The organism is Aerococcus urinaeequi (genome assembly GCF_001543205.1).
Classification (GTDB): domain Bacteria; phylum Bacillota; class Bacilli; order Lactobacillales; family Aerococcaceae; genus Aerococcus; species Aerococcus urinaeequi.
In genome coordinates this window covers 255,500-276,353 of the sequence record NZ_CP014162.1, presented here as the reverse complement: position 1 = coordinate 276,353, position 20,854 = coordinate 255,500, and the positions used below count along the sequence as shown (strand labels likewise).

Sequence of the window (20,854 nt, the reverse complement as noted above, 5' to 3'; positions counted from 1 at the left end):
AATGCAAGTCATTACAAAAAATAACGCCCAATTCGATGTTGAAGGTCAAAAATATACTAAAGAGGCCTTAGAATTTTTAAATTTTGCTGCGGATACTGAAATTGCTTTCTACAATCTTTACCAATTTGAGGGGGCTTCTGAAGCTACCCTTGAAGCGGTCCAAAAAGCCTTATTCGATACTGAAAAAATAACTTTTATCGAAGAAATCCCCACCGCTGACTACACTTTCCGCTACCGCCAAGTGACTGGTCAATACAATGAACATGAGCAAATGATGACGGAAATGATCCAACATGTGCTTGGTTTTGAAGAAGTAAAAGTCTTCCATTCTAAAGTCGTGACTTTAGACAATGTCACACCAGACCAAGGGCAAATTTTTGAAAATTATTTCATCAATCCGGTTGAAAATACCGTCATTGCCATGGATGAACCCCCATTTGAAATTTACCCTTCATCTACAGAAGAGCTTGAGGAAGTTGTTGGTTTCACCGAAATGACTGAAGCTGATTTAATAAACCTAGCTCAAAAATTCTCCATGGACTTAGACGACTTGTTATTTTGCCAAAAATATTTTAAATCTGAACACCGTAATCCCAATTTAACTGAGTTGAAAGTCATTGATACATACTGGTCAGACCACTGTCGTCACACCACTTTCAACACCCAAATCGATATTGTGACCATCGATGCTGGTCGCTACGAGCCCTTATTCAAGGCAGCTTTAAATGATTATTTAGAGAAAAGAGCGCAACTTGGCCGATCTGAACGTCCTATCACCCTGATGGACCTAGGTACAATTCAAAGCCGTTACTTACGGGAAAACGGTATTCTTGACAATGTTGAGATTTCACCTGAAGTGAACGCTTGTGCTTTAGAAATTAAGGTAGACGTTGATGGCACTGAAGAAGATTGGATCCTTTACTTTAAAAACGAAACCCATAACCACCCGACAGAAATCGAACCATTTGGTGGTGCGTCTACTTGTGTTGGTGGTGGGGTTCGTGATCCATTATCTGGTAGAAGTTGGGTATACCAAGGAATGCGAATTTCGGGGGCTAAAAACCCTAATCTACCACTTGATGCCACTCATCCTGAAAAGTTACCGCAAAGAACCATTACGAAACGTGCCTTAGAAGGTAATAGCGATTACGCCAACCAAATCGGTTTAACGGGTGGTTATGCTGAAGAAATTTACCATCCAGGTTATGAAGCTAAACGTTTGGAAACAGGGGCTTTAATTTCAGCGGCACCAAAAGAAAATATCGTCCGCGAAGTACCAGTTGCAACAGACAAAATCATCTTATTAGGTGGTCGGACTGGTCGTGATGGTTTGGGTGCAGCCGTTGGGTCATCGCAAATTCAAACGGAACAATCTCTTGAAAATGCAGGTGCTGAAGTACAAAAAGGGGCCGCAGCCATTGAAAGAAAAATTACCCGCTTATTTAGACGCGGAGAAGCAACACGTTTAATCAAACGTTGTAACGACTTTGGTGCTGGTGGGATATCTGTTGCTGTTGGTGAGCTTGCAGATGGCTTGGACATTCAACTGGATGATGTACCGGTGAAATACCCAGGTATGCATGGCGGTGAAATTGCACTTTCTGAATCGCAAGAACGTATGGCTGTTGTGGTTGCTGAGAAAGACATTGAGGCCTTTTTACAGTACTGCGAAGAGGAGGATGTTGAGTCGACTATTATTGCTGAAGTGACTGATAATGACCGGATGCAAATGACTTGGTCAGGTAAGCAAATTATTGATTTATCAAGAGCCTTCTTAGATTCAAACGGGGCAGCAAAACATGCAAATGCAACCTTACTACAACCGAAAACTATTTTCCAAAATGATGTGAAAGCAGGGACAGTCTGGGATGAAGCGTCATTAAAAGCTTATATGTCAACCTTAAATAGAGCGAGCCAAAAGGCTATGGCGGAACAATTTGACGGTTCGATTGGGCGTGCATCTGTACTCTTCCCATTCGGTGGGAAATACCGAGCAACGCCTGAATTAGGTATGGTCTCAAAATTACCAGTTGCTGGTGGTAAAACGACCACAACGTCTGGTATGGCTTACGGATTTGACCCTTACTTATCAGAACAATCACCATTCCACGGGGCTTTCTACTCAGTGATTGAATCAGTCAGCCGCATGGTGGCTTTAGGATTTGACTATAAAGATTTACGTCTATCCTTCCAAGAATTCTTTGAAAACTTACAAAATGATCCAGAACGTTGGGGTAAACCAGTTTTATCTCTATTAGGAGCCAACTTAGCCATGTCTGGACTTGATTTAGCGAGTATCGGTGGGAAGGATTCTATGTCAGGAACCTTTGATGATATCGACGTACCGCCAACTTTATTGTCATTCGCAGTAGCGCAAGGTCGTGTGGACCAAGTGGTTTCTCGTGCCTTCAAGCAAGTGGGTTCAACAGTTGTCTTAGTGGAAAACCCATTAAACCGTGACTGGACCATTGATTTAGACCAAGAAAAAGCGATTTATGATGCTATTCACCAATTGGCTAAAGGGGACGCTTTATTAGCTGCTTCGACTGTTGGTTTTAACGGAATGTTGAAAGATTTAATCGAAATGTCTTATGGAAATGGTATTTCTGTGGCTGTTTCAGAGGACTTCACCAACCGCTTGGCTGAACCGATGATGGGGGCTTTCCTCTTAGAATTAGCCGGAAGTCCTAAAGACTTACTTGGGGATATTCCTTACCAAGTTGTTGGCCAAACGCAAGCAGATACCATTCAAATTGCTGGTCAAGACTACGCTGTCAAGGCGATTGAAACTGCTTCAAATGAAGTTTTTGCTTCTGTATTTGATCAGATTGAAAATGCTGACCGCCAAACACCTAAGATTGTCGCAGGCAATAGTTTTGCATGCCCTAATAGTTCTCTTGGCAAAACAGCAACCCCTGTCAAAGCCTTGATTCCAGTTTTATACGGGACCAATGGTGAATATGACTTACAATTTGCCCTTGAAGAAGCTGGATTTGACTGTCAAGTGATGGTTATCGCCGACTCATCAAATGCCAAATTCGAGCAATCAATTCAAACGTTACTTGAGAACTTAAAAGATACACAATTACTGGCTTTACCTAATGGGTCAATCTTTGGTAACCAAACGGATGAACAAGGTCGTGCTTGGGAATTGATCCTTAACAGACCGGATGTTAGCCAAGCTATTGACGCTCATTTACAAGCCGACCGCTTAATTATCGGGTCTGGATCTGCTTTTTCAGCCTTAATCCGCACTGGTTTAATTGAATTTGGCCAAGTGACTGGTCATTCAGCGATTCGTGTTTTACCAAATCAAAACGGCAAGTTCGTTTCTGATTTGACTACTGGCCGTGTGGTTTCTGAAAAATCAGCCTTTACCACTGGTCGAGCTAACAAAACCTATACCGCACCGCTTGCAACAGCATTTGGTCGCGTTGTATTAGGGGAAGCAGAAGAAAAAATCAAAGCTAATGGTCAAGTGATTGCCGCTTTTGATACTTATTTTGCAGAAGAAAATATCGACGGCTTAGCTAGTCCAAATGGTTTAGTCTTTGGGACCATCTCTTCATTTGAAAGAAGTGGGCAAGACCTCTACCAAAACGTGCCAAGTCAAGGTGAAAATCCATTCTTAACTGAAGCTTTTGCATATTTAAACGCCAAATAGGAGGATATTATATTATGTTCGTTAGAATTATTATGGGAAGTTCAAGTGATGTTGAAATCGCCCGCAAAGTAACTAGTAACCTAAGTAAATTTGAAATTCCTTACCAAGTATCTGTGATTTCCGCTCACCGCGCTTTAGATGATCTACAAGCCTTAGTTGGACAAAATGACGCTGACCTTTATATCGGTATTGCCGGTAAAGCGGCACATTTACCAGGGGTGATTGCTGGCATGACTGTTAAACCAGTAATCGGTGTACCGGTAAAATCTTCAACCTTGTCAGGTTTAGATGCCTTGTTATCTATCGTTCAAATGCCTAAAGGTGTCCCAGTTGCGACAGTGGCCCTTGATGGTGGCGAAAACGCGGCTATTTTAGCCGTACAAGTTTTAGCGGTGGCAGACCAAGCTTTAACAGAAAAATTAAACGACTATAAAAAAGAATTAAGCGCTGGTGTTCGCGACATGAACAACGAAGCAGCGATTCAAGCGTTGTAGTAGGTGGCTAAATGAGTGGTATTTTAGGCGTTTACTCTTTCGATAATATTGAAGCATTTCCGCATCTATATTACGGTCTCTATGCCCTGCAACACCGAGGGCAAGCGGCCGTCGGTATTGGGACAATTACGCCAGATGGTGACAGTCAATTGATCCGTGAAAAAGGGTTAATCAGTGAACATTTTGGTGACGGTTTGATTGAACATATGCCGGGGAATAAGGGGATTGGATTTGTCCAATACCCCTTTGAAAACCGGGAAAGTGAGCCTATGCCTTTTTACCATGAGGGGGCTTTAATGGCGATTGATGGGGAAATTGAAAATGAAGATTTCACCTACCAGGCTTGTATTGAAGTGCTTGGGCAAGATATTGAAACAATTAAGGCTTATTTTGAAGCTTTAATCGGTAAATTCACCTTGATTTATATGAACAATGACCGGTTTATCGCCTATAAACATTTGGACGGGATTAAACCTTTAGCCATTGGGAAGATGGACGATACCATCATTGCGAGTTCAGAAACGGCAGCTATTGATTCGATTACTGGGCACGTAATTCGTGAAATCCAACCGGGTGAATTGTTTATTCAAACAAAAACACAATGCATTTCTTACTACCTATCAGCCAACATGGAAGCAACTGAAAGCCTGGATGCCTTCGAGTTTATTTATACGGCGCGTCCGGATTCCATTCTAGACGGGATTTCTGTCTATGATGCTCGTTATCGTTTAGGGGAAACCTTATGGCAAGAAGACCAATTGCACAAAGGAATTGTGATTGGGGCACCAGAATCGGGTGTGATTTCGTCTATGGGTTATGCTAAGGCGTCAGGATTACCCTATGAGCAAGGATTTGTCCGTAACCGCTATATTGGCCGGACCTTTATCCAGTCATCGCAAACCATTCGTGAACGAAATATTGAAATCAAATTGACCCCAATTAAGAGTATTGTGGCCAATCGTGAAGTCATTTTAATCGACGATTCTATTGTGCGGGGTTCAACTATTAAACGAACGGTCAACACCTTAAAAGAAGCAGGCGCAAGTAAGATTCATGTGCGAATTGCTGCGCCACCAGTTGTGAAGGGTGAATCGATGACCGTGGATATTCCAGACAAGCACCAACTTGTGGCTTACAACCGATCGATTGAAGAAGTGAGAGATTTGATTGGCTGTGATAGCTTGAAATATATTTCTTTAGATGGCTTTCACCGTGCCATCGGGCGCAGTAAACTTTATGAACCTTATTTTACTGAAGAATAAGCGACAGATAGAAGATAATAGGAGAGCAAAATGGGATTAGATTATAAATCTGCTGGGGTCAACAAAGAAGCCGGCTACCAGCAGGTGCAATTAATTAAAGACATGATGAAAGCCACTTATACAGATCAGGTGATGACTGAAACAGGTGGCTTTTCAGGTATGGTTGAACTAGGTGCGTCTGATATGAAGGCGCCCGTCTTAGTTTCTGGAACTGACGGGGTGGGGACCAAATTAATGGTGGCCCAAGAAGTTGGTACCCATGATACCGTTGGGATGGACCTTGTCGCGATGTGTGTCAATGACATTATCTGCCAAGGTGCCAAGCCCTTATTTTTCCTGGACTATATTGCAACAGGTAAACTAGTTCCTGGCAAAATGGCCAGCATCGTCCAAGGGGTAGCCGAAGGTTGTAAACAAGCTGGTGCTGCCTTAATTGGTGGTGAAACTGCTGAAATGCCAGGTATGTACGGCGAAGATGATTATGATTTGGCTGGATTTGCGGTCGGTCTTGTCGATAAAGAAAAAATCATTTCAGGAAAAGACATCAAAGCGGGCGATATCGCTATTGCCTTGCCGTCTTCTGGCGTCCATTCTAATGGATTTTCTTTAGTTAGAGCAATATTAGAAAAAAATAAGATTGATTTTAATAATCAATATCGAGATACTAATAGGACGGTGGGCGAAGTTTTACTGACACCCACAAAAATCTATGCTAAAGATGTGCTAGCTTTAATCGAGGCCGTGACTGTCAAAGGGCTAGCCCATATTACAGGCGGTGGTTTATTTGAAAATGTACCGCGTACTTTACCTGAAGGCCTTGGTTTAGCAGTTAACCGTGACCAAATCCCGACGCTAGATATTTTTGACTATTTACAAGATCTAGGCCAGGTGGCAGAGGATGAAATGTTTGGAACCTTTAACATGGGGGTCGGTATGGTTATTTTCCTAGACCCAGCGGATGTTGACACAGCCTTACAAGTTTTAGCGGCTAATGACAGCGGCGCCTTTAAATTAGGGCAGGTGACGACGCAAGCTGACGGAGTATCTTTTGTATGATCAAAATTGGCGTTTTAATTTCTGGCGGTGGGACCAATCTGCAGGCCATTATAGATGCTTGTCGGCTAGGCGACTTACCAGCTAAAGTATCAGTGGTCATTTCAAATAAGGCAGATGCTTATGGTTTAGAACGGGCCAAAAAGGCTGGGATTGACCAATTATATACCAATGATGATGAGCGGATTCTAGCGACTTTACAGGGCTATGACGTGGATATTGTGGTTTTAGCAGGATACTTGAAATTGATTGCCAAAGACCTGGTCCAAGCTTTTGAAGGCCGGATGTTGAATATTCATCCGTCACTTATTCCGGCATTTTCAGGTAAGGGGTATTACGGGTTAAAAGTCCATCAAGCAGCTATTGATCGCGGGGTTAAAGTGACTGGGGCTACCGTTCATTTAGTGGACGAAAATTTTGATGAAGGGAAAATTCTGATTCAAGAGGTGGTTGCCATTTTGCCGACAGACACTGCAGAAACCTTGCAGGCACGCGTTTTATCAGTAGAACATAGGATATTGATTACAGCTATCGCTGAAGTCATTGGCGGTCTAGACGGCTAGGTTTAGCTATTAGACGAAGAAAAAAATAATATGGAGACATAAGGAGACGAATATGAAAAGAGCTTTAATTTCTGTTTACGATAAGACTGGTATTGTTGAATTTGCGACCAAATTAGACCAATTAGGTTGGGAAATCATCTCTACAGGTGGGACAAAATCTTTATTAGAAGAGGCTGGAATCAAGGTGATTTCTGTTGAAGAAGTAACCAATTCACCTGAGATTTTACAGGGGCGTGTGAAGACTTTACACCCACATATTCATGGTGGGATCTTATTCAACCGTGACATTCCTGAACATCAAGAAACAGTTGATGAATTAGGGATTCATGCCATCGATATGGTGATTAATAGCTTATATCCATTTGAAGAAACCGTGAAAAATGCGGCCTCATCTAAGGCAGAAATTATTGAAAAAATCGATGTTGGAGGCCCTTCAATGATCCGTGCGGCAGCTAAAAACTACAAAGACGTCTTAATTGTTACTGACGCAGCGGATTATGATTTAGTTGCTGACGCTTTGGAAAATGACAACAATACCCTTGAATTACGGGAAAACTTAGCTGCAAAAGCCTTCAGATTAACGGCTTTCTATGATGCCATGATTGCTGAGTACTTTACTGGCCTAGCTGATGAAAAATTCCCAGAATTATTAACAAAAGCCTTCCGTTATAAGGAAGAATTGCGTTACGGGGAAAATCCCCACCAAGCAGCTGTTTACTATGAAAGTCCGCTTGAAGAAGACTTTGACCTAGAACAATTACATGGGAAACAAATTTCTTACAACAACTACAATGACATGCGGGCCAATATGGACCTTGTCCAAGAGTTTGACGAGCCAGTTTGTGTGGCAGTCAAACATGCCAATCCATGTGGGGTAGCGGTTGCTGATACACCGGCAGAAGCCTACAGAAAAGCATTTGCTGGGGACCCAGTGTCTATCTTCGGTGGGATTATTGGTTTTAACCGCACGGTTGATGCTGAAACGGCTGAAGAATTGTCGAAAATTTTCCTAGAAATTATCGTGGCACCTGACTTTACGGAAGAAGCTTTTGCCATTTTGGCCAAAAAGAAAAATCTACGTTTAGTTAAATCGACTAAATTAGGCAAATTCAAGGGTAAAGGGACAACTTACAAGGAAACAGTAGGTGGCTTGTTAATCCAAGATAAAGACTTACCGATCTACGCTGAAACAGGTCTTGAACTTAAAACAGACCGTCAAGTAACGGACAAAGAGTTAGAAGATATGGACTTCGCTTGGAAAGTGGCTAAACACTGTGCGTCAAACGCCATGGTCATTGCAAAAGACAAACAAACCTACGCTTTAGGCCACGGGGAAGTGCGTCGTGTGTGGGCGCTTGAAGATGCCTTACAACGGTCTGAATTCCCATTAGAAGGGGCAGTTGTCGCTTCAGACGGCTTCTTCTTCCCAGATACCATCGATAGTTTACATGAATATGGCATTAAAGCCATCGTACAACCAGGTGGTTCTGTCCAAGATGAGAAAGTGATTCAAGCAGCTAAAGATTACGATATTTCAGTTGTGTTCACTGGCATGCGTCATTTCAAACACTAATGACGAGCTGTTAATTCCTAAGGAGAAATCATGAAAATTCTAATTATTGGTGCTGGAGGTAGAGAACATGCCATTGCTTGGAAATTGGCCCAGTCCGACCGACCAGTTGATATTTTTCTAGCACCTGGAAATGCAGGTACGGCAAGTGAGTATACCAATGTCCCAATCGACGTGATGGACTTTGACCGCTTACTTGATTTTGCCTTAACTGAGGCCATCGATCTGGTGATTGTAGGGCCAGAAGATCCGCTTTGTGCCGGCATTGTGGATGTCTTTAAAGATGCTGGTATTGCTGTTTTTGGTCCTGACAAAATCAGTGCCCAACTAGAAGCTAGCAAGGATTTGACCAAGCAATTTTTGAATAAATATCAAATTCCAACTGCCAACTCTTTTACCACAGCTGACTTTGACCAAGCCAAGGACTATATCAACCAAGCTGGCCTGCCAATCGTTATTAAGGCGGACGGTTTATGCAAAGGTAAGGGCGTTGTAATTTGTCACAGTCTTGAAGAGGCAGAGGCCACTTTAAAAGACATGTTGCTTGATCAAAGTTTCGGAGATTCCGCTAGCCAAGTCGTTATTGAAGACTATTTAGATGGCTATGAGCAGTCACTTTTATGTTTCGTGTCCAATAACCAATTGGTACCCATGGAGACGGCCCAAGATTATAAGAAGGCATTTGATGGCGATTTAGGGCCCAATACGGGTGGCGTAGGTGTTTATTCTTTACCAAAAACGCCTGAAACCACAGATCCGGCCTTGGATGCACAGATCAAAGCTATTTTGGGGCAAATTGAACGTGGGTTAATCGCTGAAAAATTTTCTTTTTATGGGATTTTGTTTATTGGCTTTATGATTCAAGATGGCCAAGCGAAAGTCTTGGAATTTAATGTCCGCTTTGGGGATCCTGAGACGGAAGTCCTTTTACCAAGACTGGAAAGTGACTTGCTGACAGTTTTTGAAAAAACCCTAGCTGGCACTTTAAAACCCACAGATTTAATTTGGTCAAAGCAAGCAGCAGTCGGCGTGGTCTTATATTCAAAAGGCTATCCAGGTTTTTACGACAACCATGTTGCGATTGAATCCTTACCTGAAAACGCCTTGATTTTCCACAACGGTACGACGACAGATGAAGCAGGGCAATTGATTACAAACGGTGGTCGTGTCCTAACGCCAGTTGCCTTAGCAGACGACATTCAAAGCGCCCGCCAGGCAGCCTACAAGCATGTGGGCCAGATTCGCGGCGCATCACTGACTTACCGGACCGATATTGCCAAGTTATAAATGTAAATTCTTTTTCCAATGCTAGTATGCGACAGCTATTCCAATGGGGTAGCTCAGTATACTAGCTTTTTTATTGGCAAAATGGCTAAGTTATGGGGAAAACGCTATCAGAAAATAAAAAAACGTTTTCATGGAAAAATCCATATTTTTCTGGACCTAATCCGTTGACATTGGTGAATTCCTAAGTAAAATAGTTAGTATGCGAACTATAAGGTTCGGGTGCGAACTAATCAAAAATAGACATGCAAGGAAGGTGAAGAAGTGATACATGAGGATCGTCCATTATATATAGGTGGTCTGCTACGGGAGTTAACAATTGCAGTCCATCGAAATATTGGTGTAGAACTTAGTGAGCACGAATTGGGAGATATGAAGGGTCCACAATCGATGGCATTGGGTTATCTAATCCATGCGTCAACACAAGATGAAATCTATGTGAAAGACCTGGAAAAATATATGAAGATTCGTAAATCTACTGCGTCTGAATTGGTCAGCCGATTAGAGAAGAATGGGTATGTGAAGACGGAGAAATCGCAAAAAGATGGTCGATTAAAGAGGCTAATTGTTACAGAGGAAGGACATGAAGCCCATGACCGGATTCTCCAATTTTTACAAGAGATAGATGACAGATTAGTTGAAGGTCTCTCAAAGGAAGAGGTCGATACTTTCGTCAACTTGTTAAATAGACTAATTCAGAACATGCTGCCTTAAAAAGGTGAGTATTAGGAGGTAATGAAAGGTGCTAAAAATATTAGCGAAAGCAAATAAAAAGGAAAAATTTTTCGCTTTACTAAGCGTGCTGCTGATTATGCTGCAAGTTTACTTAGAGTTAGAAATCCCTGACTACATGTCAGAAATTACAGAATTACTACAAATGCCAGATACCGTGACAGCGGATATTTGGGAACCAGGTTTAATCATGGTTGGTTTATCACTAGCATCTTTTGCCTCTGCTATATTGGTAGGTTTTTTTGCTGCACGTATTGCTGCAAGTTTAACTGCCCGTATTCGTGGGGAAGTGTTTGATAAAGTCATGAGCTATTCAGCCAATGAAATCAACCAATTTTCAGTGCCAAGTTTAGTGACGCGTTCTACCAATGACTTGACCCAAATCCAAATGTTGATTGCTTTAGGACTACAAGTCGTTTTACGGGGACCAATCATGTCCATTTGGGCGATTGCGAAAATTTCCGGTCAAAACTGGCAATGGTCAATGACAACTGCTGTCGCTGTGGGTGTTTTATTAGTGATGATTGGATTTATCATGTACTTCGCTGTCCCTCGTTTCAGCAAAATCCAAACCCTGACCGATAATTTAAATGCCGTGACTCGTGAAAACTTAACTGGTTTACGCGTTATTAGAGCTTACAATGCAGAAGAATATCAAAATGAAAAATTCGCAAAAGCTAATGACGACTTAACCAATACACAACTCTTTGTTAACCGTGTAATGGGGATTATGCAACCCGGTATGACCCTTGTATCCAGCAGTTTAACCCTAGTAGTGTACTGGTCAGGTGCTTACTTAATCGCCGATGCAGCGCAAGGAACAGCGCAAATTAACTTATTCTCAGACATGGTTGTCTTCTCATCTTACGCCATGCAAGTCATCATCGGATTTCTGTTGATGGTCATGATCTTCATGATTTTACCGCGTGCCATCGTTTCGGCAAAACGGATCAACGAAGTGCTTTATCTAGCACCATCCATTGATTTTAAAGAAGATGCGATTCAAACAAGTGAACAAGGATCTGTTGAATTCAAAAACGTCACTTTTAAATATGGTGATGATGCCAAACCAGCCCTTAAAGATATCAATTTCAAAATCAACAAGGGTGAAACCTTAGCCATTATCGGATCAACTGGTTCAGGTAAATCCACTTTAATCCAAATGATTCCACGTCTATACGACGTATCTGAAGGACAAGTACTTGTCGACGGGCATAATGTCAAAGACTTTGACCACGCTGGCTTGAATAATATTGTTGGCTACATGCCACAAAAACCAGTTCTATTTTCAGGCACAATTCGTTCAAACATGAACCTTGGTGAAAGTAACGAACACTTAGAACACCAGTCGCTATCAGACGAAGAAATCTGGGCGGCCTTAGACACTGCACAAGCAAGAGACTTTGTTGAAGGAGAACCAGACCAATTGGATACCCATGTTGCCCAAGGTGGTAACAACTTCTCCGGTGGTCAAAAGCAACGTTTAGGGATTGCCCGCGTGCTTGCTCGTAAACCAGAGATTCTAGTCTTTGATGACTCATTCTCTGCTTTGGACTACCAGACAGATAAGACCTTGCGTGGCGTTTTAGCAGAACGTATGGCTGACACCACTAAGATCATTGTAGCCCAACGTATTTCAACTATTATGGATGCGAACGAGATTTTAGTACTAGATAGAGGCGAAATTGTTGGCCGCGGTACACACCAAGAATTATTAGCGGACAACAAGGTATACCAAGAAATTGCTTATTCACAATTATCAGAGGAGGAATTAGCAAATGACTAAGAAAAAAGATGCAAATCAACCTTCATTGATGGCGAATATTATGACATATGCGCGTGAATACAAATGGCCGTTCGTTGCAGCGGTTGTCCTAGCCATGATTGGTTCTATATCGTCTATTATCGGTCCCGACCGGTTAGGGGATATGACAGATAAAATCACGGAAGGCTTGATGTCACCAGATGGGATTGACTTAGAGCGTATTTCACAAATTGCAATTACTTTAGTGGTTATCTATGTCCTTGGGGCTGTCTTCACTTATATTCAAACCTTCTTGATGGCAACGATTATTCAAAACTTTTCAAAAAAATTACGGAAGAATGTATCCGATAAAATTGACCGTTTGACTTTACGCTATTTTGATAGCCATAGTCACGGGGATACCTTAAGTCGGGTAACCAACGACTTGGACTTGGTTGGACAATCACTTAACCAAACCATGCCGTCATTTATCCCATCAGTGACTTTACTGATTGGTACCCTAGTGATGATGTTCTACAACAACGCGATTCTAACCCTAGTAGCCTTGGTTTCTGTGGTTATTGGTTTCGCAGGAATTGTCCTCATTCTAGGTCGTTCTCAAGGTTATTTCATTTCACAACAAAAAAATCTAGCCAATGTGAACAGTATTGCTGAAGAGTCATACACTGGTCAAAGTGTTTTAACAACTATTAACGCCCGTAACCAAATGACTGAAACCTTCAGCGAAGCGAACGAAGCTTTATATGATAGCGTTTGGCATGCCCAATTCTTGTCAGGTATCATGCAACCGTTGATGCAATTCATCGGAAACTTTGGTTATGTAGCTGTCTCTGTTGTCGGTTCAATTATGGCCTTAAATGGCGACATTACCTTCGGGGTAATTGTATCATTCATGGTTTACGTCCGTATGTTCACTCAACCACTAGGTCAATTATCACAATCATTCGCCTCATTCCAATCTGCGTCAGCAGCCTTAAATCGTGTATTTGAGTTTCTAAATGAAGAGGAAATGGTAGAAGAAACAAACCTATTGAGCGAATTGCCGGATGTCCACGGTGACGTGACTTTCGAACACGTAAACTTCGGTTATGAAGCAGATCAACCGATTATCAAAGACTTCTCAATAACCGCTAAATCAGGTCAGAAGATTGCTATCGTAGGACCTACCGGAGCTGGGAAAACGACAATCGTCAACTTGCTGATGAAATTCTATCCAATCGACTCAGGTGAAATTTACATTGATGGGAAACCTACCAGTGAAATTTCACGTGCAGCTGTCCACGACCAATTCTCAATGGTGTTACAAGATACTTGGTTATTTGAAGGCACCATTCGTGAGAACTTAATCTTCAACCAAGACCACATTACCGATGAAATGGTTGAATCAGCAGCTGCTGCAGTAGGTATTGACCACTTTATCAATACATTACCGAAAGGCTATGATACTGTATTAGACGACTCTGTAACCTTATCAGTAGGGCAAAAACAATTATTTACCATTGCACGTGCCTTGTTGAAAGATGCACCTTTATTGATATTAGATGAAGCGACATCTTCAGTCGATACACGTACAGAAGTCTTACTACAAGAAGCCATGGACAAATTGATGGAAGGTAGAACATCATTCGTGATCGCCCACCGTTTATCAACTATCCGTAACGCTGATATTATCTTAGTTATGGACCACGGTAATATCATTGAACAAGGTAACCATGAGGCTTTAATGGCTGAGGGTGGCTTCTATGCGGATCTTTATAACAGTCAGTTTGCAAAATAGCATGTAACTTTAAATTTAAAAATAAGAGAACAGGTTGTAAAACTTCCTGTTCTCTTATTTTTTTTACTACTGGCGCAATTCAATTTCATATTTTCTCCCTTTCTTCAACACTGTGCATTATCCATTAAGAAAAAAATCTTTACGAATTATACCCTAAGGGGTATAATTTGTATACGGTTGGGGGTATATAAATGAACAGCATCCTTTTACCAAGTATTAAAGATTATCAAAAAGGAATTTCACCGTTGCTTCCGCCAAGTTGTTGCGAGTATCCTACTTGCTCACACTATGCTGTTGAAGGGGTTAAAAAAATAGTTGGCTACCAACCAGAAGAAGTACTGAAAGCGTATCTAAAGAAAAAAGTAACCATAAAATAATCATCTATTGAGGAGAAAAATATGTTTTTTAAAAAAATGCCTACGATTTCAACCACTGAATTGGAAAAGAAATTAACCGATAAACCGCAAATTATTGACGTGAGAGAACCACATGAATTTAAAAATGGTCATATTCCAGGAGCTAAAAATCTGCCATTGTCTAAAGTTGCTAACTACACGCCTAAAGGTCAAGTTTATGTAGTGTGTCAATCGGGAATGCGTAGTAAACGAGCAACGAAAATGTTACTGAAACAAGGGCATGATGCTATCAATGTCCGTGGTGGCATGATGGCTTGGACAGGCGCAACAAAAGGAGGTAAGAATTAATGAAAATTGTCATTATAGGTGGTGTAGCAGGCGGAATGTCTGCTGCTACAAGGTTAAGACGGTTGAATGAAACAGCAGAAATTATCGTATTAGAAAAAGGTCCTTATGTGTCATTTGCGAATTGTGGTTTGCCTTATTATGTCGCTGGAGAAATCGATGAACGGACGGATTTGTTAGTTCAAACGCCAGAAACTTTGCAAGCAAGATTCGATTTAGATGTGCGGCCAAATAGTGAAGCTATATCTATCGATTCCAACAATAAAGAAGTGGTCGTGCAAACCGATCAAGAAACATACACGTTGGGGTATGATAAATTAATCTTATCCCCAGGAGCAAAACCATTCATTCCACCAGCAAAGGGATTAGAAGAAGCAGAGAATATTTTTACCTTACGTTCCGTTCCCGATGTCGATGCGATTGCCAACTTTATCAATATACACAACTCTAAAAAAGCAGTGGTCATAGGCGCTGGATTTATCGGGCTAGAAATGGCAGAAAGTTTAGCCCAACGAGGAATGGAAGTTACTATTGTGGAGAAAGCACCACATGTACTACCACCTTTTGATGAAGAAATGGCGGCTTATATAAGGAAAGAATTAGTAGCTAATGGTGTAAAATTGTATACAGGATTAGCTGCTGAATCATTTGAAGAAAAAGGTAAAACCGTAGTATTGGAAAATGGAGAACGCTTGGAGAGTGATATCACTTTAATGTCTGTCGGCGTAAAACCGGAAACAACGGTAGCATTAACAGCCGGTGTCGAAACAGGTTTACGCGGTGGGATAGTCGTTGATGACCAATATGAAACTAGTCAAAAAGATATTTACGCTGTGGGGGATGCGATTGTCGTTAAGCAACAAATCAATGGAGAAGACACAATGATTGCATTGGCTTCGCCAGCTAACCGTCAAGGCCGTCAAGTGGCTGATGTTATTAGCGGATTAAAGCGCAAAAATAAAGGTAGCATAGGGACAGCGATTGTACGAGTGTTCAAAATGGCAGCAGCGTCGACCGGTTTGAATGAGCGCCAATTGCAACAAGCTGATGAGGCGTACGAAGTGATTCACATTCAAGGAAAAAGTCATGCTGGCTATTATCCTAATGCAAAAACTATTGTATTAAAGTTATTATTTCATCCGACCACAGGTAAAATTTATGGCGCTCAAGCCATCGGAGAAGACGGTGTAGATAAACGGATTGATATCATTGCTACAGCTATTAAAGCCGGAATGACGGTGCAAGAGTTGCCGGAATTAGAGTTCACTTATGCCCCTCCATTTGGTTCTGCTAAAGATCCTGTTAATATGGCTGGTTATGTAGCTTTAAATCTTATGGAAGGCATTAGTGAGTCTGTTCAGTGGTATGAATTAGAAGACAAGCAAGCAGAAGGATATTTATTGCTAGATGTTCGAAATGAAGGTGAACTGAAATCCAACGGCCGCTTAAAAGGTGCAGTCAATATTCCTTTAGATAGTTTGCGAGACCGCATGGCGGAGTTGCCCAAAGATCAACCGATTATTGTCAGCTGTCACAGTGGACTGCGTAGCTATGCAGCAGAAAGAATATTGAAACAAAATGGCTACCAAGCCAAAAATTTAGATGGCGCATTTGCTCTTTACTCAACAGTAAAACCAGAAAAGGTGGTAAAATAATGTATAATTCAATATCAATGTCAGAATTCGAACAAAAATGGGAAAAAGAGAATCTTCCTTTAGTAGACGTTAGAGAAATCAACGAATGGGAAAATGGTCACCTGGACGGCGCAATCCACGTTCCTTTAAGTAATCTTTCAGCTGAAAAAAATAAATTGGATAAAAGCCAAGAGTATTATGTAATGTGCCACTCTGGAGCACGTTCTGCAAAGGCTTGTCAACAATTAGCACAAGAAGGATACAACGTGATAAATGTAATGGGCGGAATTTCTGCTTGGAGAGGAGAAATTGTTTAATGGAGTACGATAAAAAAATTGTGAATCGTTTGAAACGTTCTGACGGTCAATTGCATGGCGTTTTGAATATGATGGAAGAAGGAAAAGATTGCGTGGATATTGTGACTCAATTATCAGCGGTTCGCTCTAGTATTGATCGTACGATTAGTTTAATTGTTGCCGAAAATTTAGTAGAATGTGTGCAAGAAAATATTAAAGATGGCAGCACAGGTGAAGAGCGTATTCAACAAGCAATTCAGTTACTAATGAAGAGTCGCTAGCCATGTGTTGTGGCTTATGCTACATCAACGTATAACAATATTTTAAATGAATATAAACGTATAATATTGGAAACACAAAATAAGAGAACAGGTTGCTAAGATGCCTGTTCTCTTATTTTTTACTTCTAGAGCAATCAACTTTCATATTTTTACTGTTCTTCAACTGAAGTTTCTGAAGGATTTTCTTTCAAAAAATCTCTAAAACTATCTCCCCAATCACAAATAGCAGTTACAACGGGTTCTAAGTGTAAACCAATTTCACTTAGTTGATACTCTACTTTAGGAGGTACAACCGGGTAGACAACCCTAGTAATGATTTGATCATCTTCTAATTCCCTTAATTGTCTGATTAACATACGTTGATTGACATCGGGAAGGTACCTTTGTATTTCACTTAGCCTTAATGGAGACTGTTGTAGCAAGCACCAGATAATCGCTATTTTCCAACGTCCACCTATAACGGATAAAGCCAAATCCTTGCTAGTGAAAAAAGTTTTTTCTTTATAATGAATGGTCATGTAGTGCCATCTCTTTCTATTGATATTTTGTTTATACTGACAAAAAAGTCAGTATTGTGTAATGGATTATAATACGAGATTATGGAAATGTAAAGCTGCTGTTGCATTTAAACCAAGAGAACTGATTCAAATTGTAGAAATTGATGTAGAAGAACCGAAGGCAAAAGAGGTCTTAGTAAAAATCTTGCATACTTCAGTTTGTCATACTGATGCATTTACTTTATCAGGTGATGATCCAGAGGGTGTATTTCAGGAATGAGGCACTTGATTTGCTTCATAGGGGCGAATCAATTCAAACGTTTTTAACATGAGGGGCGTGAAGAAGTGGACCTTAAGCTTATTGAAAATTACCGCTCTTTTGACAGAGAGCAGCGTAAGTACAGCTATTATTCAGAAGTGTTACAGTGTGACATGACTTTCAGTCTCCTCTTGCCGTCCAATAAAGCAATGAAAAAAATCCCGCTTATTTGATGATTATAGGGTTTAACGTGTACCGATGACAATTTTAGTCAGAAAAGTGGCTTCTAAAGGTTGGCTGAAAAATACAAAGCGATTCAAGGCGATTTCGTCTTTCTCTCCTATTTTGAGTCCTAGTCAAGTTCCTTGGTGGATCAAAGCCTTCGCTACTTATTTAGGGGAGAACCAAACTTCCTAGAAAGAGTGGAATGCATCCAAACTGGTTAAAGAAATCGGAATACCGTCTATTCTCATTACGCAAGGAACTGAGGATGGGTTTTATCCAGAACAATTAACAGAAGCGTTTTTTTTTGAAAAATACTCAAGAAAATAATGTATCCGTAGATTACAAAAAGGAAGTAGGCTACGACCATAGCTACTTTTTCATTGCTACTTTCTTTGAAGAGCATTTCGGCTTTCATATGGCGTACTTAAGGTGATTCTTTGGTTTAAATGCTCTAGCTATTTAAGTGGTTTGATTGTCGCACTTTATAATGTGCGAAAAACCTTTGTTAAAATGCTTGTCGTTATAAATTTTGATGTTGATATAACAATAAACACCTCTCTAGCATTTTAGGGAGGTGTTTTTGAATAGAATCTCTACAGAGAGTGCTTTAACAAATACTAAACCAATCTTAATCGGCCTAGTATTTGTTGTATAGGTGTCATAACGCAAAACTTTGAACATATCTTTTCTATATAGGTCAATCAAAATAAGGAAATCTCATAAAATACACTTCTTACATATTCGACCTTAGATAATGAGGGTATCTTCCCGTCTTTTGGACATATTTCCTTTCGATGAAAAGGCACCACAAAAAAAGACTTATGCATATCACATAAGTCTAAGCCAAGTATTTTATGAAAACTTTATTTTGAAAAAAGAACTAAGAAAATTATTTTGAATAAATTTCTTAGTTCTTAAATATTTATAGTATATGTCAAATAAAAAAATATATCATTTAAATAGAAAAATGACAAACGTTCGACAAGACCAACAACCGACTGGATGAAGTCAAAGAGCAAATTCCTGAACGGCAAGCATGAGGGCAACAAATCGAGGTGTTCTTGAAATAATTGGAGCAGGTTGGTGTGGTCGATCAATTCGATGATGATTTGTTTATTGGACTGGTTGATAGTATTCAGGTTTCGAGGGATAAAGCTGTGGTACTACTTAAGGATGAGACTGAGGTGGAAGGTTAGGATAAAGAATGTCGCATGATCGTTTATAGAATCCCAAGCGACTTTCTTAATGCGAGTTGTCATAACTTATCTTGACCTCTTGAGGTAAGTCATCAGGAATTTGTGCTTGAACAGCGTTCTCATCCCCTTGTTTAATTGCCTCATCGTAGTACCAGCATTTGAATTTAATCATATCAAGCATTTTTTGCATCTGCTGAATTTCATTTTCAATCGTTTCTTTTTGACGTTCAAATAACTCTTTTCGCGTCTCAAAGGTTTCAGTTCCAAGTTTTGTCCACTCCATAAATTGTTTGATATCTTTTATTTCTAGTCCGGATTTTTTCAAACATTCAATGACACGTAGTGCTTCAATTTCATTTTCCGAAAATTTACGGATTCCTGAAACTCGTTCTATCGTGGGGAATAATCCTTCTCTATCATAGTAACGAAGTGTAGAAATAGGAATATTGAACATTTTTGATATTTCACCAATTGAATAAGTCATAATACCTCCAAAATAATTTCGACGTAGTCCTTGACCTAAAGTCAAGTTTAGGTATTAGAATTATATTACCTTACAAAAGCAATGTCAATTTCAAGGAGGAAATCAACATGAAAGAAGAATTAAACATCACTCAAGAATGGGATAAAGTTTTCCCTCAAAGTAGTCAAGTAAACCATCATAAAGTAACCTTCCCTAATCGCTTTGGGATTACATTGGTTGCTGATTTGTATGAACCCAAAGTCCAAACAGGTAAGCTTCCGGCGATTGCAATTAGTGGACCATTCGGCGCAGTCAAAGAGCAATCATCAGGACTTTATGCGCAAATAATGGCTGAACGAGGATTTTTAACAATTGCTTTCGATCCATCATTTACTGGAGAAAGCGGTGGCTTCCCTCGAAATGTCGCATCAGGTGATGTTAATACAGAGGATTTTCAGGCAGCTGTCGATTTCTTATCCGTACAAGAAAATGTTGATCCAGAAAAGATTGGTTTAATTGGAATTTGTGGCTGGGGTGGTATGGCACTCAACGCAGCAGCAATTGATACCCGAGTGAAAGCTACAGTTGCTTCAACGATGTATGATATGTCCCGAGTGACTGCGTACGGCTACTTTGATTCAGTTGATGCCGATGGACGATATGAATTACGTCAACAACTCAATGACCAACGCATCGAAGATTTCAAAAATGGAGATTTTGCTCGAGCAGGTGGTGTCGTAGATCCATTGCCAGAAGATGCGCCTTACTTCGTCAAAGATTATTTTGACTACTATAAAACAGATCGCGGCTATCATAAACGCTCATTGAACTCGAATGAAGGTTGGAATGTCACATCTTCGCTTTCATTACTGAATACCAAGTTGTTAGCCTACAGTGATGAAATCCGTAACGCTGTGTTAATTATCCATGGTGAGAAAGCCCACTCACGTTATTTTGGAGAGGATGCTTTCAAGAAGTTACAAGGCGATAACAAGGAGTTGATGATTATTCCGGGAGCATCACATACTGACCTTTACGATCAGGTGGGTATTATCCCATTTGATAAGATGACTGAATTCTTTAACCAGTATTTGGAAGTGAAATAGAATAAAGGTATAGGTACGGACGTAAAAAAAGA

General features: G+C 40.5%; 19 protein-coding genes and 1 pseudogene. 18 read left to right on the top strand and 2 right to left on the bottom strand.

Annotation, left to right across the window (positions count from 1 at the left end; genetic code table 11):
- Window position 1: 1 nt before the first annotated feature.
- The 15 genes from AWM74_RS01255 to AWM74_RS01185 all read left to right on the top strand — a co-directional run bounded on the left by AWM74_RS01255 (window position 2) and on the right by AWM74_RS01185 (window position 17,076).
- Window positions 2-3,664, top strand: coding sequence for a phosphoribosylformylglycinamidine synthase (locus tag AWM74_RS01255; RefSeq protein WP_026466295.1), 3,663 nt, complete (start codon window positions 2-4; stop codon window positions 3,662-3,664).
- A 14-nt stretch (window positions 3,665-3,678) separates the two neighbouring features.
- A complete protein-coding gene (gene purE, locus AWM74_RS01250; protein ID WP_016896849.1) occupies window positions 3,679-4,158 on the top strand; it encodes a 5-(carboxyamino)imidazole ribonucleotide mutase in 480 nt (159 codons plus the stop codon).
- Between the two features lie 11 nt (window positions 4,159-4,169).
- Window positions 4,170-5,420, top strand: coding sequence for an amidophosphoribosyltransferase (locus tag AWM74_RS01245; protein ID WP_016896850.1), 1,251 nt, complete (start codon window positions 4,170-4,172; stop codon window positions 5,418-5,420).
- A gap of 30 nt (window positions 5,421-5,450) precedes the next feature.
- The gene (purM, locus tag AWM74_RS01240; protein ID WP_026466294.1) at window positions 5,451-6,476 is read left to right on the top strand and encodes a phosphoribosylformylglycinamidine cyclo-ligase; all 1,026 of its coding nucleotides are present in this window, start codon (window positions 5,451-5,453) and stop codon (window positions 6,474-6,476) included.
- Window positions 6,473-7,036, top strand: coding sequence for a phosphoribosylglycinamide formyltransferase (gene purN / locus AWM74_RS01235; RefSeq protein ID WP_026466293.1), 564 nt, complete (start codon window positions 6,473-6,475; stop codon window positions 7,034-7,036). The genes purM and purN overlap by 4 nt, the downstream gene beginning before the upstream one ends.
- A 52-nt stretch (window positions 7,037-7,088) precedes the next feature.
- A complete protein-coding gene (gene purH, locus AWM74_RS01230; protein WP_026466292.1) occupies window positions 7,089-8,609 on the top strand; it encodes a bifunctional phosphoribosylaminoimidazolecarboxamide formyltransferase/IMP cyclohydrolase in 1,521 nt (506 codons plus the stop codon).
- Between the two features lie 30 nt (window positions 8,610-8,639).
- Window positions 8,640-9,893 (top strand): phosphoribosylamine--glycine ligase, encoded by a 1,254-nt coding sequence (gene purD, locus AWM74_RS01225; protein ID WP_026466291.1) that lies wholly within the window; start codon window positions 8,640-8,642, stop codon window positions 9,891-9,893.
- A gap of 261 nt (window positions 9,894-10,154) precedes the next feature.
- Complete coding sequence (locus tag AWM74_RS01220) at window positions 10,155-10,604, top strand: MarR family winged helix-turn-helix transcriptional regulator (RefSeq protein ID WP_026466290.1); 450 nt, start codon at window positions 10,155-10,157, stop codon at window positions 10,602-10,604.
- Between the two features lie 28 nt (window positions 10,605-10,632).
- Window positions 10,633-12,408 (top strand): ABC transporter ATP-binding protein, encoded by a 1,776-nt coding sequence (locus AWM74_RS01215; protein ID WP_026466289.1) that lies wholly within the window; start codon window positions 10,633-10,635, stop codon window positions 12,406-12,408.
- Window positions 12,401-14,164 (top strand): ABC transporter ATP-binding protein, encoded by a 1,764-nt coding sequence (locus tag AWM74_RS01210; protein ID WP_026466288.1) that lies wholly within the window; start codon window positions 12,401-12,403, stop codon window positions 14,162-14,164. The genes AWM74_RS01215 and AWM74_RS01210 overlap by 8 nt, the downstream gene beginning before the upstream one ends.
- 191 nt (window positions 14,165-14,355) lie before the next feature.
- Window positions 14,356-14,541: a membrane protein insertion efficiency factor YidD gene (locus tag AWM74_RS09505; protein WP_034258245.1), complete on the top strand. Its 186-nt coding sequence runs from the start codon at window positions 14,356-14,358 to the stop codon at window positions 14,539-14,541.
- Between the two features lie 21 nt (window positions 14,542-14,562).
- Window positions 14,563-14,868, top strand: coding sequence for a rhodanese-like domain-containing protein (locus AWM74_RS01200; protein ID WP_003141799.1), 306 nt, complete (start codon window positions 14,563-14,565; stop codon window positions 14,866-14,868).
- Window positions 14,868-16,520, top strand: coding sequence for an FAD-dependent oxidoreductase (locus AWM74_RS01195; RefSeq protein ID WP_026466287.1), 1,653 nt, complete (start codon window positions 14,868-14,870; stop codon window positions 16,518-16,520). Before AWM74_RS01200 ends, AWM74_RS01195 begins: the two co-directional genes overlap by 1 nt.
- Entirely contained in the window at window positions 16,520-16,816 is a 297-nt protein-coding gene (locus AWM74_RS01190; protein ID WP_026466286.1) for a rhodanese-like domain-containing protein, read from the top strand. Before AWM74_RS01195 ends, AWM74_RS01190 begins: the two co-directional genes overlap by 1 nt.
- A complete protein-coding gene (locus AWM74_RS01185) occupies window positions 16,816-17,076 on the top strand; it encodes a metal-sensitive transcriptional regulator (protein ID WP_016896863.1) in 261 nt (86 codons plus the stop codon). The genes AWM74_RS01190 and AWM74_RS01185 overlap by 1 nt, the downstream gene beginning before the upstream one ends.
- A 149-nt stretch (window positions 17,077-17,225) precedes the next feature.
- Here AWM74_RS01185 and AWM74_RS01180 read toward each other — a convergent pair whose 3' ends face one another.
- Entirely contained in the window at window positions 17,226-17,594 is a 369-nt protein-coding gene (locus tag AWM74_RS01180; RefSeq protein WP_026466285.1) for a winged helix-turn-helix transcriptional regulator, read from the bottom strand.
- Between the two features lie 61 nt (window positions 17,595-17,655).
- Here AWM74_RS01180 and AWM74_RS01175 point away from each other — a divergent pair.
- Window positions 17,656-17,844, top strand: a pseudogene (locus AWM74_RS01175) (hypothetical protein); the annotation flags it as partial.
- Window positions 17,845-18,090: 246 nt separating this feature from the next.
- A complete protein-coding gene (locus AWM74_RS09610) occupies window positions 18,091-18,249 on the top strand; it encodes an alpha/beta hydrolase-fold protein (protein WP_418149152.1) in 159 nt (52 codons plus the stop codon).
- 1,050 nt (window positions 18,250-19,299) lie between these two features.
- On the opposite strand, the gene AWM74_RS01170 is transcribed toward AWM74_RS09610, so the two are convergent.
- Window positions 19,300-19,737: a MerR family transcriptional regulator gene (locus AWM74_RS01170; protein ID WP_034258242.1), complete on the bottom strand. Its 438-nt coding sequence runs from the start codon at window positions 19,735-19,737 to the stop codon at window positions 19,300-19,302.
- 107 nt (window positions 19,738-19,844) lie between these two features.
- Between AWM74_RS01170 and AWM74_RS01165 the strand changes: the two genes are divergently transcribed.
- Window positions 19,845-20,822: an alpha/beta hydrolase gene (locus AWM74_RS01165; protein WP_026466282.1), complete on the top strand. Its 978-nt coding sequence runs from the start codon at window positions 19,845-19,847 to the stop codon at window positions 20,820-20,822.
- Window positions 20,823-20,854: the final 32 nt, after the last annotated feature.